Genomic DNA, 15732 nt, shown 5'->3' with positions numbered 1-15732 from the left:
AAGGGAGCGGATCCGATGAGCGACTTCGAGCGCAACAAGGACCAGGTCCAGGCAGGTGTCCAGGCGGGGGCGTCCCTCGTCGGCCGGATCGCCGTCATCATCACCGACGCGGTCGGTTCCATCGCCAAGGAGGTCGGTGACTTCGTCACCGACGGGATCGAGATGAGGGAGGCGGCCCGCGCCGCCCGCCTCGACGAGCGCAAGCGTTCTCCCGCGATCGACCTGGACGGTATCGAGGACGGCGACCTGAACGGATGAGACCGTTGGTGACCCGATGACCGTGGCCGGTGGGATCTCCCCCCGGCCACGGTGGCAGGATCGCTCGACGTGACGATCATCGCCGCCGCGGACGGCTCCGCTCTCGGTAACCCCGGCCCGGCCGGTTGGGCCTGGTACATCGACGAGTCCAGGTGGCGCTGCGGCGGCTGGACACGGGGCACCAACAACCAGGGCGAGCTCACCGCCGTCCTGGACCTCCTTCGTCAGACCGCGCACTCCCCCGAGCCACTGCACATCCTGTGCGACTCTCAGTACGTCATCAACTCGGTGACCAAATGGATGAATGGGTGGAAGCGCAAGGGCTGGAAGAAGGCCGACGGGAAGCCCGTACTCAACGTCGAGGTCATGAAGGCGCTCGACGAGGCGATGAGGGGCCGCGAGGTCACCTTCGAGTGGGTCAAGGGGCATGCCGGCCACGAACTCAACGAGAAGGCGGACGTCCTGGCCAACGGGGCCGCCAAGGCCCATGCGTCGCGTCGGGAGCCCGCGGCCGGTCCCGGGTTCCCGGGAGCCCGGTCGGTCGGCGCGGGCGACGACCCGGCCGTCCCCCCCGTGGCAGCCGGAGACGCGCCGCCCGCGACGGCGACGGGCGGACGCCCGGCCACAGCCGCGCCCGCTGCACCGGCGGGCCCCACTGACGCCGACGCCGAGCCGGATCTGTTCAGCCTCGAGGATCCCGGCACCGCCACCGCGCCGTCCACAGCGACTGCGCAGTCCACAACGACTTCGCGGTCCGCGTCGAACCCGCCGAGCGCCTCGGAGGTCGACCTCGTCGTCGAACTGGAACGCTCACTGCTCACCGATGTCGTCCGCGGTGACCGACGCAGGCTCGAGGCCCTCCTGGACCCCTCGTGGAGCCACGTGTGCGCCCGCGGACAGATCTGGTCGCGCGGGGACACGCTCGCGGCCACCGGGTCGCCCGACCGGGCAACCGGAGAACGCACGATGGAGGTCATCGAGGCGCGCGAACTCGCCTCCGACACGATCCTGGTGGTCTGGCGCGAACGGTCACGTGGTGACTCGATCCTCCGCAGCTCGGTGTGGGTTCGGTCCGGGGGCTCCTGGCGACAGACCTTCCACCAGGGCACTGCCGAGACCTGAGTCCCCGCGCGGACGTCATGCCGGGGGGACACCCGGTTCCTCCCCCGGACGGCGGCCCGCGGCGGCGCGCTCCACACGAACGACGCCCCTCACCACGTCTGGCGAGGGGCGCCGTTCGTCGACCGTGGCGCGGGGCCTACAGGCCGCCCAGCAGCAGATGGAGCAGATCCCCCACGATTCCGATGAGACCGGCGACTAGACCCATGTTTCCACTCCCTACAGGTGATGTGACACCCGACGGGTTCCTCTCCCCGTCGAGCTGACACCGACTCTAGAGACGTAGTGTGACGGAGGTGTTTCGCTCGATAATCAACGCTGTGAACTTGGGTTTCATCCACGTAAGGCTACATCTGTATAGATTATTTCTCATCTGGTCGCCCGCGACCACGGGGATCTATCCCCGGCGGGGCGCGGTGAATCCGACCGCCTGGTAGACCTGCGAGAGCACGGGCCCTGCCACGGACCGCGCGCGATCTGCGCCGTCGGCGAGAATCTGCTCGAGCTGGCCCCTGTCGGACATGTACTCGTCGAACCGACCGCGCAACGGGGTGACGAAGGCCTCGAGGGCATCGGCGGTGTCGGCCTTGAGCGCTCCGTACCCCGCCCCCGCGGCCTGGTAATCGGACACGAGGTCCGCCACCGACCGCCCGGTGAACGCCGACTGGATGGTCAACAGGTTCGACACGCCCGGCTTCATCTCGCGGTCGAAGCGGATGTCCCCGTCGGAGTCGGTCACCGCACTGCGGATGCGCTTGGCGGAGACCTTCGGGTCGTCGAGCAGATTGACGATCCCCTTGGGGTTCTCCCCCGACTTGCTCATCTTGGCCGTGGGGTCCTGCAGGTCGTAGATCTTCGCGGAGCCCTCGAGGATCTTGCCCTCGGGCACCACGAAGGTCTTCTTGTAGCGGGAGTTGAACCGCATCGCCAGGTCGCGGGTCAGCTCGAGGTGCTGCCGCTGGTCCTCCCCCACCGGCACGAGGTTCGGGCGATAGAGCAGGATGTCGGCGGCCATGAGCACCGGGTAGGTGAACAGCCCCACGGTCGTCCCCTCCGTCCCCTGTTTGGACGACTTGTCCTTGAACTGGGTCATCCGCGCGGCCTCGCCGTACCCGGTGATGCACCCCAGGACCCAGGCCAGCTCGGCGTGCTCGGGCACGTGCGACTGCACGAACAACACCGAGCGGGCGGGGTCGACCCCCAGCGCGAGGAGCTGTGCACACCCACGGAACACCCGCTCGCGCAGCTCCTTGGGATCCTGCTTGACGGTGATCGCGTGGAGGTCGGGGATGAAGTAGTAGGCGTCGTGGTCGTCCTGCAGGTCCACCCACTGCCGCACGGCGCCCAGGTAATTACCGAGATGGTAGGAGTCGGCGGTGGGCTGGATGCCGGACAGGACGCGCTGGCGCTTCGCGGGCGCCCCGGTCGCGGCGGTCGTGGGCGCGGGAGCCGCGGAAGTGGACTGCTCAGACATGGCGCCCATCTTCCCACGGCGCCGCCGGACCCCCGATCACGCCCTCATCGACCGTCGGGCTGGTCCTGCTCGGGCGGGAACCCGCCCGTGGCCACCGGTCCCCAGTCGTCGATAGTCACCCGGATGAGGCACTTGCCCTGCCGCACCATCGCCGCGCGGTACTCGTCCCAGTCGTCGTGTTCACCCGCCACACTGCGGAAGTACTCGACCAGCGGTTCGACGGCCTCGGGCAGGTCGACGATCTCGCCGGTGCCGTCCAGGTGGACGTACGGGCCGTTGAAGTCGTCGGACAGGACGCACACGCTGACCGCCGGGTCTCGTCGGATGTTGCCGACCTTCGCCCGCTGCGGGTAGGTGGCCACGACGAGCCTGCCCTCGGAGTCGACACCACAGGTCACGGGCGAGCTCTGCAGCCCTCCCGACGACTTCCGCGTGATGAGCACGGCGCGGTGTCGCGGGCGCAGGAACTCCTCGAGTCCGGCTCGATCGGGACGGTCGGCTGTCGCGTACGTCGGCATGGAATCGAGGCTACGGGTGTGTGCGACGCGCGGCATCCGCGAACGCGGGCCCGTCCGGGACCGGCGCCCTCGTCGTCGTCACTCGTAGACGACGGTGACCGGCGCGTGGTCGGACCACCGCATGTCGTAGGCACTCGCGCGGTCCACCCGGTCGGCCACGGCACGATCGACCAGGCCGTCGGTCACCACGTGGTAGTCGATGCGCCAGCCCGCGTCGTTGTCGAAGGCCTTGCCCCGTTGGCTCCACCAGGAGTACGGGCCGATCTCGTCCGGGCGACGATGGCGGACGATGTCGGTCCACCCGCTGGCATCGGCGAACAACTCGGACATCCACTCACGCTCGTGGGGCAGGAAACCGGAGCTCTTGTGGTTCCCCTTGTGGTTCTTCAGGTCCGCCTCGCGGTGGGCGATGTTCCAGTCGCCGCAGATGATCATCTCGTGACCGTCTCGGGCGCCGACCACCCTCGCACTCTCGGCGAGGTGCTCGCGGAAGCTCGCCATGAAGCGGTCCTTCTCGTCCTGCTTGGGGGTCTCGGCCGTCCCGGAGGGCAGATAGAGGCTGGCGACGGTGACGGTCTCGCCGTCGACGGCGCCGGGGTACATCGCCTCGATGTATCGGCCGGACTCGTCGAACTCGGGATCACCGTGCCCGATGCGCACCTCGGCGGGTTCGTGCCGGGACAGCAACGCCACGCCGGCCCGGCCCTTGAGCGAGGAGGCCGAGCCGACGAGGTGCCAGCCGGCGTCGAGGGCGGGGGCCAGGGCCTTCCGGGTCTGGCTCTCGTCGGCGCGGACCTCCTGGAGCGCGACGACGTCCGCGCCACTGTCCTCCAGCCAGGGCAGGAATCCGAGGTTGGTCTCCGACCGCTGTTTGACGGCGGCGCGGATCCCGTTGACGTTGACGGTGCTGACGGTGAGGCTCACGCGCTCAGGCTACCGACCCCGTCCGACGTATCCGTTGACACCCGGTTCGCACATTCATACATTAAGACAATTATTGTATGAATGAAGGGAACGACAAGGATGCACGGAGCGACGGCAGTGGTCCTCGGCGGAAGCGTGGCGGGCCTGTGTTCGGCCGGCGTCCTGGCGCCGCAATTCGACAGGGTGGTGGTCCTCGAGCGGGACGAACTGCCACCCGGTGCCGAGCACCGGCGCGGGGTACCGCAGAGCAAGCACCCGCACTTCGTCCTCAACGCCGGGCGACGCGCGATCGGCACGATCTTCCCCGGGTTCGAGGAGTCGCTCATCGCGGCCGGCGGAATGCTGCTGATGCCGTCGATGGACGCGGCCTACGGCGAGATGGACGGCTGGGGGCCGCGCAAGGCCAGCACCATGACGATGATCTACTCCTCCCGGATCCTCATCGAGCGCGTCCTGCGGGAGAAGGTCCGCGACCTGCCGACCATCGAGATCCGCGAGGGCGTGACCGCCTCGGGGCTGACCACCACCGGCGGCGGGACGCCGGCCGGGCGCGTGACCGGGGTGGAGTACCGCGAGGCCGACGGCGAGACCCGGACTCTCCAGGGCGACCTCGTGGTGGACGCCCTGGGCCGCGGTTCCTCGGTCAGGGACTGGCTCGCGGCCGCCGGCTGGCCGGCCGTTCCCGAGAAGACCCTCGACGCCAAGGTCACCTACACCTCCCGCTGGTACCAACTCCCGGACGCCTCGGAGAGACCGCCGAACTGGTGGTGGAAGCACCTGGTCCTGACCCCCACGCAGGACACCGGCCCCCATCCGCAGGAGCACGAGTTCCTCTCCAACTTATTCCCCGTCGAGGGGGACCGCGCGATCGCGTGTATGGGCTCGTGGGGGATCCAGATGCCTCGCAGGCCCGAGACGTTCGAGGCCGCGGCCGACCGACTCCGCGCGCCCACCTTCGCCGCCGCCATGCGCGCCGGCACCCCGATCTCGGAGGTGCACCTCACCCGCGCCACGGGCAACAAGTGGCGCCGCTACGACGAGCTGGCCCACCCACCGCTGGGTCTCGTGGCCGTCGGGGACGCGGCCTGCGCCTTCAACCCGTTCTATGCCCAGGGTATGAGCTCTGCCGCCCGCTCGGCGGTCGTGCTCTCCGACGTCCTGGCGGAGCACCGGTCACTCGACTCCTCGTTCACCCGCGCGTTCCTCGACCGGCAGCGCACGTCGCTGGAGGTGCCGTGGATGCTGGCCATGGCCCGCGACCAGGGATACGACTTCGCCGAGGGCACGGAGGTCGCGCCCGCGTGGCGACGCAGGATCATGTCCCGGGTGTCGTGGCCGGTGTTCAACGCCATCACCGCCGCCGCCCGTGAGGACGACCACGTGGAGCAGACGTTCACCGCGGTGTTCAACCTCGACAAGTCCTTGCGCGACATGATGACGGACCCGCGGTTCGTCTACGGCCTCCTGCGCCACAAGGTCCGCGAGGCGCTGGGCCGCACCCGCGTGCCGGGCGGCTTCGACATCCGCCTCGACCCGCCCGGTACCGACTACTCCGATCCAGGCAACCCCGTGGAGCCGACGGCCGCCGCCGCCCGGCCCGCGACCCGACAGACGAAGGGCTGAGCCATGGCGTACTCCTGTGAACCCCATGCCCGGCAGGTCGCCGATCTCCTCGGCTTCGCCTGCGACGACGCACACCCCGTGGGGGCCGTTCGCTCACCGTTCGCGCTGGAGCACTGGACCATGCCCCTGCTCGAGGTGCTGATCATCGCCGGTGCGGTCTTCGCCCTGGTCCACGCGTGGCGGCGCTGGCGGCGCGACGGCGACCCGGTCAACCTCGGGCTGTGGTTCGCCTCCCTGATCTACCTGGCGGTCATCGAGCCGCCGCTGTACTTCCCCGAGTGGTTCGGCCTGCAGGACTACGTGGGATTCATCTTCTCCCACAACGTCTTCACCGTGCAGTTCATGTTCGACCGGTTGCCCCTGTACATCGTGGCGTTCTACCCGGTGATCTCACAGCTCACCTACGAGCTCGTCCGGGCCCTGGGGATCTTCGAACGACGCGGGCCCGCGATCGGGGCGATCGCCACCGCCTTCGCCAGCCAGGTGTTCTACGAGATCTTCGACCAGCTCGGGCCGCAGCTCAAGTGGTGGGCGTGGAACCCCGAGAACATGATTAACCAACCGATGCTCGCCTCCGTCCCGATGAACAGCATGTGGGTGTTCGCCTCGGTCTCCTTCGGCGTCATGGTGTGGCTCGTCGTGAAGCTCCTGGGCGGGCCGGGGCGCACCGGAACGCCCATGGGCGGCGGGTCGCTGGCCTGGCGGACCGTCGTCGCGGGGGTGCTCACCCCGGTGCTCATGGTGATCCTGGCCGCGCCCACCAGGGTCGGCGTGGACGCCGAGGGCGAGGGAACCCTCCAACGGACGGTCCTCTGGACGCTCCTCGGCATCCTCTGGCTCGTCGGCCTGTGGCTGCTGGCGGACGGGACCCGCCGGACGTGGCGGGGCTCCACGCCACCGGTCGCCTCACCCGCCTTCGTCCGCGTCTACCCCGCCCTCTACGTCGGTGTGCACGCGCTGTTCTGGATCGCGGCGCTCCCCGCCTTCCTGGGAGCGACGGCCGGGGTCACCGCCGAAGGCACCCCGATCGGGAGCGGGTGGTACGCGCTGGCCTGCTTCGCAGCCGCCACCTGGTTCGTCGTCGCGGCCGTCCTCGCGACCCGGACCACCACCGGCCCCTCTGGCAGCGCCGGCACCACCTCCGGCACCTCCACGGGAACGGGTGAGCAGCGGCCGCGCGGGGCCGATGTGACACCCTGATCCGATGGCGAGACACGGGTGGGGCGGCCGGCCCCCGAAGGACGAGGAGGAGGCGCGTCAGCGCATCATCGACGCCACCGCCGGACTGATCGACCGGCACGGGGTCGCCAAGACGACGCTCTCCGACGTCGCGGCCGAGCTCGGTGTGACCCGGCAGACGGTGTACCGACACCTCGGGAGCATCGGCGAGATCGTGAGCGTCGTGGCGGCCCGTGGTGCAGAGGACTTCGTCGACCGGATGGTCTCCCACCTCGAGGGCAGCCGGACCCCCGCGGAGGCCGTGGTCGAGGGCATCCTGTTCTGTCTGCGCACGGTGCCGAGCGACCCGCGACTCAACCTGCTGCTGCAACTCGGCGACACCGCCACGTTCAGCCGGGCGGCCACCTCGCCGATGATGCTCGACTACGGCTCGGCGATGCTGCGCCGGTTCCCCGTGGAGTGGGCCGACGCCGGGGTCTCCGACGCCGACCTCGACGGTCTCGCCGAGATGATCATGCGGCTGCTCATCTCCCTGCTGGACTCCTCCACGGAGGTGCCGCGCCCGGAGGACGAGGTCCGCGCGCTGCTCGAACGGTGGCTCGTGCCCGCGCTCACTCCGTCCTGACCCCGCCGCTGACCCCGCCCCTGTCCGGTCGGCGCGCGGCCACGACCGCGCCCACGAGGATCGCCAGTCCGACCGCGGCGAGGGCGGCGCCCGCGAGCGCCGGGGCGGTGTAGCCGAAGCCCAGCGCGATCACCACTCCGCCGAGCCACGCGCCCAGGGCGTTGGCGGCGTTGAGCGCAGAGTGGTTGAGCGCCGCCGCCAGCGTCTGCCCCCGGCCCGCGTACTGCATCAGCCGGGCCTGCAGGCCCGGCACGAGTGCCGACCCCGTCGCCCCCACGAGGAACAGACCCACCAGTGCCGTGACCGGATGGTGCGCGGCCACCGCGAACAGGGCCAGGACCACGGTCATGGCCGAGGCGATCGCGACCAACCCGCGGTCGAGGTCCCGGTCCGCGACAACGCCGCCCAGCAGATTGCCGGTCACCATCCCGAGGCCGTAGATGGCCAGCACCGCGGGCATCCAGCCGCGGTCGATTCCGGCGACGTCGACCATCGTCCACTGGATGTAGGTGTAGACGGCGAACATCCCGCCGAATCCCACACCGCCCACGGCCAGGGTCGCCAGGATCTGGGGGCGGGCCAGCGCGGCCAGCTCCTCGCGCGCCCTGACCACCACCGCGCCCGACGGTTCGGGAACGACGACGAAGATGGCCGCCACGGTCAGTGCCCCGATCACCCCGACCGCGAGGAAGGCCGCCTGCCACCCGGCGGCCTCCCCCAGCCACGTGGCCGCGGGGACACCGATCACGGTCGCCACCGACAGACCCAGCAGGACCAGCGACACCGCGCGTGCCTGCTTGCCCGGACCGGCGAGCGAGGCGGCCACCAGCGAGGCCACACCGAAGTAGGCCCCGTGCGGGATGCCTGCGAGGAAGCGGGCGGCCACCAGGATCTCGGCGGAAGGCGCGAAGGCGGCGGCGGTGTTGCCCACGGTGAACAACGCCATGAGCACCAGGAGCAGGGTGCGGCGGCGCCACCGGGAGGTCCACACGGTCAACAGCGGCGCGCCCACCACCACGCCGAGCGCGTAGGCCGTGATCACGTGTCCCGCCTGCGGTTCGGTGAGCCCGAAGTCGTCGGCGATCGACCTCAACAGCCCCATCGCCGCGAACTCGGTGACGCCGATGCCGAACCCGCCCAGCGCCAGGGCGAGGATCGCGACCGCCACGCGACGGGGGGTGGGCGCGGCGCCGGTGGCGGGGCTCGTGGTCACCGGAGCAGGCTACGCCCACCCCTGCGCGGGCCCGCCTGGCCAGACCCGATCAGGGGGCGGTGCGCATGAGGCGCCGACCGCCGTAGACCACCAGGAACGCGGTGACGTACATGACGATGCTGTAGACGGCGGCGGCCAGCCCCACCTCCTCGTCGCCGATCACGGTGAAGGCGATGAGCAGCGTCAGGGTGGTGTTCTTGATGCCGAACTCGACCGCGATCGCGATCTGTTCGGCGCGGCGCAGGCGGCACACCCAGGCGAGCAGTCCGCCCACCACGATCAGAGCCAGGTTCAGGACGACGACCGCGGGCCCCACGGCCACGACGAGGTCGACGATGCGGTCCCTCTCACCGAGCACGATGCCCACGATGAGCAGCACCAGGACGACGAGCCCGACGATGCCCACGAAGCGCTCGATGCGGGCGGCCAGTGCGGGCCTCCTCGCGCGGAGGATCATGCCGATGAGGACAGGGATGAGGATGACGCCCAGCAGGAGTCCGAAGGTCTGGCCGAGCGGGACGGTCACCTCGGCGTCGGCGGCACCCGGGATGACCCGCGCGCCGATACCGAACCACATCGGCAGCGTGAGGATCACGGCAACGGAGGTCAGGGCGGTGAGGATGACCGACAGCGCGACGTTGCCGCGGGCCAGATAGGTGATGAGGTTCGACGTCGCCCCGCCGGGGGTCGCGGCGACCAGGACGACGCCGAGGGCCAGCATCGGGGGGAGCCCGAAGACCAGGGCCACGACCACGCCCGTCAGCGGCACCAGGACCAGCTGGCCGAACAGTCCGACGATCGTGGCCCACGGTGACCTGGCCTGGACCGCGAAGTCCTCCTTGGTCAGGCTGAGCCCGATGCCGACCATGATGATCGCAAGCGCGACGGGCAGGCCTATGTCGATCAGGGGACTCTGGTCCACGTGGTGCTCCTCGGGTGCTCGCGGGTCGGCGGACGGCGGCCCTCATGTGAGATGGACCACTGTCCGACACCGTAGCCGCTCAGGCGCGGGCCCTCTTGAGGTTCTGGTCCAGGGCGGCGAGGAAATCCTCGGTGGTGAGGTGGTCCTGGCCCTCGCCGACCAGGAGGGCGAGATCCTTGGTCATCTGGCCACCCTCGACGGTCGAGATGACGACGTCCTCGAGTTGGTGCGCGAACCCGATGACCTCGGGGGTGTTGTCGAGCGTGCCCCGGTGCTCGAGCCCGCGGGTCCAGGCGAAGATCGACGCGATCGGGTTGGTGGAGGTGGGCTCGCCCTGCTGGTGCCGCCGGAAGTGGCGCGTGACGGTGCCGTGCGCGGCCTCGGCCTCGCAGGTCTTCCCGTCCGGCGTGAGCAGGACCGAGGTCATGAGGCCGAGCGAACCGAAGCCCTGGGCCACCGTGTCGGACTGCACATCGCCGTCATAGTTCTTGCAGGCCCAGACGTACCCGCCCTCCCACTTGAGCGCGGAGGCGACCATGTCGTCGATGAGTCGGTGCTCGTAGGTCAGGTCGGCGGCGTCGAAATCCTTCTTGAACTCGCGGTCGAAGACGTCCTGGAAGATGTCCTTGAACGCCCCGTCGTAGGCCTTGAGGATCGTGTTCTTGGTCGACAGGTACACCGGGTAGCCGTGCTGCAGGCCGTAATTGAACGAGGCGCGTGCGAAGTCCTCGATGGACTTCGTGAAGTTGTACATCCCCATGACCACACCGCCGTCGTCCGGCATCTCGACGATCTCGTGCTCGATCGGCTCGGAACCGTCGGCCGGCGTGTAGGTGAGGGTGACCGTGCCCGCACCGGGCACCCTGAAGTCGGTGGCGCGGTACTGGTCGCCGAAGGCGTGCCGGCCGACGATGATCGGCTTGGTCCAGCCCGGCACCAGGCGGGGGACGGTGGAGATGATGATCGGGGCGCGGAAGATCGTCCCGCCGAGGATGTTGCGGATCGTGCCGTTGGGCGAGCGGTACATCCGCTTCAGTCCGAACTCCTCCATCCTGGCCTCGTCCGGGGTGATGGTGGCGCACTTGACCCCCACCCCGTGCTTCTTGATGGCGTTGGCGGCGTCGACGGTGATCTGGTCGTCCGTGGCATCACGGCTGGAGATCCCGAGGTCGTAGTACTCGAGGTCCACGTCCAGGTAGGGATGGATGAGCTCGTCCTTGATGAATTTCCAGATGATCCGGGTCATCTCGTCGCCGTCGAGTTCGACGACGGTCCCCTCCACCTTGATCCTGGCCATCGGACCCTCTCTCCCCGCCCGCCCTCCCGGGGCCCGCGTGTCGGCACTACTGTGACGTACGCCTCATCTTACGGATCCGTCCGGTCCCGCCAGAGGCCGCTCCGCACCGTTACCCCTCGTTGCCGCCGCCGAGCGGCTTAGGCTAACCTCTCCCCAGGTCATGAGTTCCAGCGACAAGCCCCGGCTCGCTGGACGGCAACCCTCCACCGCGGTGGGGTGCCCCGGGAGACGACCTGGCCACCACCCACCCGGGTGACAGGCAAGCGCGGGTCCGCTGTCGTCAAGCGGCCGGACCCTTCTGACGAGAGGAGGGGCTCCGCCCCTATGACGTACGACAACACCAATCCCGACTGGGCCTTCGAGACCCGCCAGATCCACGCCGGTCAGCCCGTCGACTCCGACACCGGTGCTCGCAATCTGCCGATCTACCAGACCACCTCGTACGTCTTCGCGGACGCCAAGCAGGCCGCGGACCGGTTCGCGCTCGCCGAGATGGGTCCGATCTACACCCGGATCACCAACCCCACGGTCGCCGCCGCGGAGGATCGCATCGCGTCGCTCGAGGGCGGCGTCGCCGGTCTGCTCTTCGCGTCCGGCCAGGCCGCCGAGACCGCGGTCATCCAGGCGATCGCCCAGTCCGGTGGACACGTGGTGGCCTCCCCCCGCCTCTACGGCGGTACCGACACCCTGCTCCGGCACACGCTGCCCAAGTACGGCATCGAGACCACCTTCGTGGAGAACCCGGACGACCCCGCCTCCTGGCAGGCGGCGGTACGGCCGGACACCAAGCTGTTCTACGGCGAGTCCATCTCGAATCCGCTGAACGACATCCTCGACATCCCGGCGATCGCCGAGGTCGCGCACCGTAACCAGGTTCCGCTCGTCATCGACAACACGGTGGCCACCCCGTACCTCATCCGCCCGCTGGAGCTGGGGGCGGACGTCGTGGTCTCCTCGGCCACCAAGTACCTCGGCGGCCACGGCGCCTCCCTCGGTGGCGTCCTGGTCGACGGCGGGAAGTTCGACTGGCGCGTGCAGCGCGACGGACAGGACGTGTTCCCGTCCTTCACCACCCCGGATCCCGCGTACCACGGTCTGGTCTACGCCGACCTCGGGGCGCCCGCCCTCGCGCTCAAGGCCCGCGTGACGCTCCTGCGCGACACCGGCGCGGCGGCCTCCCCGTTCAACGCCTGGACCCTGGTCCAGGGCATCGACACCCTGAGCCTGCGGATCGAGCGCCACGTGTCCAACGCGCAGCGGGTGGCCGAGTGGCTCGAGGCGCGCGAGGACGTGGCGGGCGTCCAGTACGCCGGGCTGGCGTCCTCGCCGTACAACGCGCTGCAGAAGAAGCTGTCCCCCAAGGGCGCCGGCGCGATCGTCACGTTCGACCTCGCGGTGCCGCAGGGCGCGTCCGAGGAGGACGTCAAGGCGCGGGCGTGGGCGTTCATCGACGCACTCAAGCTGCACTCGTGCCTGGTCAACATCGGTGACGTCCGGTCGCTGGTGTGCCACCCGGCCACCACCACCCACTCCCAGGGCACCCCCGAGGCCAACGCGATCGCCGGGGTCACCATGGCGACCGTCCGTCTGTCGGTGGGCATCGAGGCCGTCGACGACATCATCGGTGACCTTGAGCTCGGTTTCGCCGCGCTCTCCTGACGTCCGCCCGCATGGTCCGCCCCACCGATCCACTCGCGCTGTTGCCCCCGGGCGACGGCACCCTCGGCCGTGTCGCCATCGGCGACCTCACGCTGGTCACGGGTGTCGTCCTCCCGGGGGTCAGCCTGGCGGTGCAACGGTGGGGCCGGATCTCGGAGGACCGGTCCAACATCGTCCTGGTCGAACACGCGTTGACCGGGGACTCACACGTGGTCGGCTCCGTGGACTCGCTCCACCCGACACCCGGGTGGTGGAACGGACTCGTCGGGCCCGGCTTGCCGCTGGACACCGACCGCTACTGCGTGCTGTCCGTGAACGTGCTCGGCGGGTGTCGGGGGTCGACGGGCCCGAGTTCACTGCACCCCGACGGCCACTACTGGGGAGCCCGCTTCCCGGCCGTGTCCGTCCGCGACATGGTGGAGGCCGAGCGGGTCCTGGCCGACCTGCTGGGGATCGAGCGGTGGGCCGCCGTGATCGGCGGTTCCATGGGCGGGGCCAGGACCCTCGAGTGGATGGTCACCCACCCGGACCGCGTCCGGGCGGGCTGTGTCCTGGCGGTCGGGGCGCGCGCCTCAGCGGACCAGATCGGCGTGCAGACCGCACAGATCATGGCCGTGACCTCCGACCCACACTGGCAACAGGGCGGGTACCACGGCACCGGCCGCACCCCCGTCGCCGGACTCGGGATCGCGCGGCGTATCGCGCACCTGTCCTACCGGGGTGAGCTGGAACTGGACGAGCGGTTCGCCAACCGACCGCAGCCCGGTGAGGACCCCCGGGGCGAGGACCTGTCGATGTCGGGACGGTTCGCAGTGCAGTCCTACCTCGACCACCAGGCCGGCAAGCTCGTCTCCCGCTTCGACGCCTGCACATATGTTCTGCTCACCGACGCACTCAACCGCCACGACGTGGGTCTGGACCGCGGCGGGGTGGAGCAGGCCCTGCGCTCCTGTCCCGTCCCCTGCGTGATCGGCGGGGTGACCACCGACCGCCTCTACCCCCTGCGCCAGCAGGAGGAGCTCGCCGCGCTGCTGCCCGGCGCCGATCCACTGGTGGTGATCGACAGCCCGGCGGGTCACGACGGCTTCCTCACCGAGTCCGACGTGGTGGGCCCCATGCTGGCAAGGACAATGGAACTCGCCGCGCAGGGTTCCACCGACCGGACACGAGGACACGCATGACCGACCGCGACCGTTCCAACCGGCCCGCCGCTCTCGGCCTGACGGGCCTGGCAGTGGGTCTCGGCATCATCGGCGGGGCCATCGGCTTCGCCACCCTGCTGGGGATCACCGCCACCGCGAGTGGTGGCTACGACACGGCCGAGTACGGCCCGATGGCGGTGACCGCGGCGTCGTCGCTCGTCCTGAGCGTCCTGTTGATCACCGGGGCGGTGATGCTCTGGCGCGCCCACCGCGCGGCCCGGGTCGTCATCGGGCTGGCGGTCGCACTGTTGGTCGTGAGCACGCTGGCCCGGATGGTGCTGGACAGCGTCACCTTCATCTCGGTGCTGGGAAGTGTCCTCTCACTGTGCGCGCTGGTGGCGATGGGAATGCTGCTCGCATCAGGGGGCGTCCGCGACCACGTCCGCGAGGGCGTCCCCCTGCGACTGAACTAGTCCGGAGCCGAACCGGTCCGGCGTGTGGCGGGTCGGCCTCAGCCCGTCCCGAGAGAGTCGATCGATGTGGCGAGCCACAGGACTACCGCGCCGATCACCACGTAGAAGGCCACGTCGAAGCCCTTGCTCCGCACGCCGAGCAGCCGCGCGCGCTCGTCGGGCACCAGCCCCCGCAGGACCGCGGCGGCCAGGGCCATGAGGCCCAGGAGGAACGCCCCGCGGCGCCACCGCTCGAACATCACGAACCCGAGTGACACCGCCATGCCGACGAGTACCAGCGCGAGCGGCCACTGCGCCCGGATCTGCGACCACCGCAACCGCGCGGGCCGGGTGCGCCGAGGCCGGGCATCGCTCGGCCGGGACCGGTCGGGGGCGGGGTGGGTCATTTGGGCCTAGGAGGTCCCCGCGGCGAGCCGCTCGCAGCGCTCGACCACGTTGGACAGCAGGAACGCCCGCGTGAGCGGACCGACCCCACCCGGGTTCGGCGAGACCGCACCGGCGACGTCCCACACGTCCGGGTGGACGTCGCCGGCCAGCTTCCCGTCGAGCCGGGACACCCCCACGTCGAGGATCGCCGCGCCCGGCTTGACCATGTCCGGCGTGACCATGTGGGCCACGCCGGCCGCGGCCACGATCACGTCGGCCCGCCGCGTCTCGGCGGCCAGGTCCCGGGTTCCGGTGTGACACAGGGTGACGGTCGAGTTCTCGCTGCGGCGGGTGAGCATCAGCCCGATCGGGCGCCCCACGGTCACCCCGCGGCCGATCACCACCACGTGTGCCCCGTCGAGTTCGACACCGAAACGCCGCAGGAGGTGGATGGCGCCGTTGGGGGTGCACGGAAGAGGGGCCGTCGCGTTGAGGACCAGCTTGCCGAGGTTGACGGGGTGCAGACCGTCCGCGTCCTTGGCCGGGTCGATGCGCTCGAGGATCGCGTTCTCGTCGAGGTGCTTCGGCAGCGGCAGCTGGACGATGTACCCGGTGCACGCGGGATCGGCGTTGAGCTCGTCGATCACGGCCTCGAGCTCGGCCTGGCCGGTCTCGGCGGGCAGGTCACGCCGGATGGAGGCGATGCCGACCTGCTCGCAGTCGCGGTGCTTCATCTTGACGTAGGAGTGGCTGCCCGGGTCGTCGCCCACCAGGACGGTCCCCAGCCCCGGGGTGATGCCCTTGTCGCGCAACGCTGCGACCCGGTCGGTGAGGTCGGCGACGATCTCGTCGCGGGTGAGCTTTCCGTCCAGCTTGATAGCGGTCACGGGCGCCAGTATCCCACTCCGGAGCGGCCACGTCGCCAGCGCACTGCGAGAAT

General features: G+C 70.1%; 16 protein-coding genes and 1 riboswitch. Of the genes, 8 read left to right on the top strand and 8 right to left on the bottom strand.

Annotated elements, in window-relative coordinates:
• Nucleotides 1–15: 15 nt before the first annotated feature.
• Both ABIE38_RS00555 and ABIE38_RS00550 read left to right on the top strand, forming a co-directional pair.
• Entirely contained in the window at nt 16–258 is a 243-nt protein-coding gene (locus tag ABIE38_RS00555) for a hypothetical protein (protein ID WP_179524739.1), read from the top strand.
• 69 nt (nt 259–327) lie between these two features.
• Nucleotides 328–1380: an RNase H family protein gene (locus ABIE38_RS00550; RefSeq protein WP_354053528.1), complete on the top strand. Its 1053-nt coding sequence runs from the start codon at nt 328–330 to the stop codon at nt 1378–1380.
• 394 nt (nt 1381–1774) lie between these two features.
• Here ABIE38_RS00550 and trpS read toward each other — a convergent pair whose 3' ends face one another.
• The 3 genes from trpS to ABIE38_RS00535 all read right to left on the bottom strand — a co-directional run bounded on the left by trpS (nt 1775) and on the right by ABIE38_RS00535 (nt 4293).
• Nucleotides 1775–2851: a tryptophan--tRNA ligase gene (gene trpS / locus ABIE38_RS00545; protein ID WP_354053527.1), complete on the bottom strand. Its 1077-nt coding sequence runs from the start codon at nt 2849–2851 to the stop codon at nt 1775–1777.
• 44 nt (nt 2852–2895) lie between these two features.
• Nucleotides 2896–3369 carry a PPOX class F420-dependent oxidoreductase gene (locus ABIE38_RS00540; RefSeq protein ID WP_354053526.1) on the bottom strand — a complete coding sequence of 158 codons (474 nt, stop codon included), beginning with the start codon at nt 3367–3369 and terminating at the stop codon, nt 2896–2898.
• A gap of 78 nt (nt 3370–3447) precedes the next feature.
• On the bottom strand, nt 3448–4293 hold the full coding sequence (locus tag ABIE38_RS00535; RefSeq protein WP_354053525.1) for an exodeoxyribonuclease III: 846 nt from the start codon (nt 4291–4293) through the stop codon (nt 3448–3450).
• An 81-nt stretch (nt 4294–4374) separates the two neighbouring features.
• On the opposite strand from ABIE38_RS00535, the gene ABIE38_RS00530 reads away from it, so the two are divergent.
• The 3 genes from ABIE38_RS00530 to ABIE38_RS00520 are packed head-to-tail and all read left to right on the top strand — an operon-like array spanning nt 4375 to nt 7720.
• A complete protein-coding gene (locus tag ABIE38_RS00530) occupies nt 4375–5916 on the top strand; it encodes an FAD-dependent oxidoreductase (RefSeq protein WP_354053524.1) in 1542 nt (513 codons plus the stop codon).
• A 3-nt stretch (nt 5917–5919) separates the two neighbouring features.
• Nucleotides 5920–7116: a hypothetical protein gene (locus tag ABIE38_RS00525; protein WP_354053523.1), complete on the top strand. Its 1197-nt coding sequence runs from the start codon at nt 5920–5922 to the stop codon at nt 7114–7116.
• Nucleotides 7117–7120: 4 nt separating this feature from the next.
• Complete coding sequence (locus ABIE38_RS00520; protein WP_354053522.1) at nt 7121–7720, top strand: TetR/AcrR family transcriptional regulator; 600 nt, start codon at nt 7121–7123, stop codon at nt 7718–7720.
• Here ABIE38_RS00520 and ABIE38_RS00515 read toward each other — a convergent pair.
• From ABIE38_RS00515 to ABIE38_RS00505, 3 genes are all read right to left on the bottom strand, one after another.
• On the bottom strand, nt 7707–8876 hold the full coding sequence (locus tag ABIE38_RS00515; RefSeq protein WP_502914705.1) for an MFS transporter: 1170 nt from the start codon (nt 8874–8876) through the stop codon (nt 7707–7709). The two genes, ABIE38_RS00520 and ABIE38_RS00515, sit on opposite strands and share 14 nt — an antisense overlap.
• 106 nt (nt 8877–8982) lie before the next feature.
• A complete protein-coding gene (locus tag ABIE38_RS00510) occupies nt 8983–9855 on the bottom strand; it encodes a bile acid:sodium symporter family protein (RefSeq protein ID WP_354053520.1) in 873 nt (290 codons plus the stop codon).
• 79 nt (nt 9856–9934) lie between these two features.
• Nucleotides 9935–11152, bottom strand: coding sequence for an NADP-dependent isocitrate dehydrogenase (locus tag ABIE38_RS00505; protein WP_354053519.1), 1218 nt, complete (start codon nt 11150–11152; stop codon nt 9935–9937).
• A 156-nt stretch (nt 11153–11308) separates the two neighbouring features.
• A riboswitch (SAM riboswitch) is annotated at nt 11309–11424 on the top strand.
• A gap of 52 nt (nt 11425–11476) precedes the next feature.
• On the opposite strand from ABIE38_RS00505, the gene ABIE38_RS00500 reads away from it, so the two are divergent.
• The 3 genes from ABIE38_RS00500 to ABIE38_RS00490 are packed head-to-tail and all read left to right on the top strand — an operon-like array spanning nt 11477 to nt 14426.
• Nucleotides 11477–12811: an O-acetylhomoserine aminocarboxypropyltransferase/cysteine synthase family protein gene (locus ABIE38_RS00500; RefSeq protein ID WP_354053518.1), complete on the top strand. Its 1335-nt coding sequence runs from the start codon at nt 11477–11479 to the stop codon at nt 12809–12811.
• A gap of 11 nt (nt 12812–12822) precedes the next feature.
• Nucleotides 12823–13992, top strand: coding sequence for a homoserine O-acetyltransferase MetX (gene metX, locus ABIE38_RS00495; RefSeq protein WP_354053517.1), 1170 nt, complete (start codon nt 12823–12825; stop codon nt 13990–13992).
• Nucleotides 13989–14426: a hypothetical protein gene (locus tag ABIE38_RS00490; protein WP_354053516.1), complete on the top strand. Its 438-nt coding sequence runs from the start codon at nt 13989–13991 to the stop codon at nt 14424–14426. The genes metX and ABIE38_RS00490 overlap by 4 nt, the downstream gene beginning before the upstream one ends.
• 38 nt (nt 14427–14464) lie before the next feature.
• Here ABIE38_RS00490 and ABIE38_RS00485 read toward each other — a convergent pair whose 3' ends face one another.
• Together ABIE38_RS00485 and ABIE38_RS00480 are read right to left on the bottom strand one after the other, a co-directional pair.
• Entirely contained in the window at nt 14465–14812 is a 348-nt protein-coding gene (locus ABIE38_RS00485) for a DUF3017 domain-containing protein (protein WP_354053515.1), read from the bottom strand.
• 6 nt (nt 14813–14818) lie between these two features.
• Nucleotides 14819–15679 (bottom strand): bifunctional methylenetetrahydrofolate dehydrogenase/methenyltetrahydrofolate cyclohydrolase, encoded by an 861-nt coding sequence (locus tag ABIE38_RS00480; RefSeq protein ID WP_354053514.1) that lies wholly within the window; start codon nt 15677–15679, stop codon nt 14819–14821.
• Nucleotides 15680–15732: the final 53 nt, after the last annotated feature.

Origin of the sequence: Dietzia sp. 2505 (genome assembly GCF_040546785.1) — a bacterium.
In the GTDB taxonomy this organism is placed as follows: Bacteria; Actinomycetota; Actinomycetes; order Mycobacteriales; family Mycobacteriaceae; genus Dietzia.
This window is presented reverse-complemented; position numbering and strand designations above follow the sequence as displayed.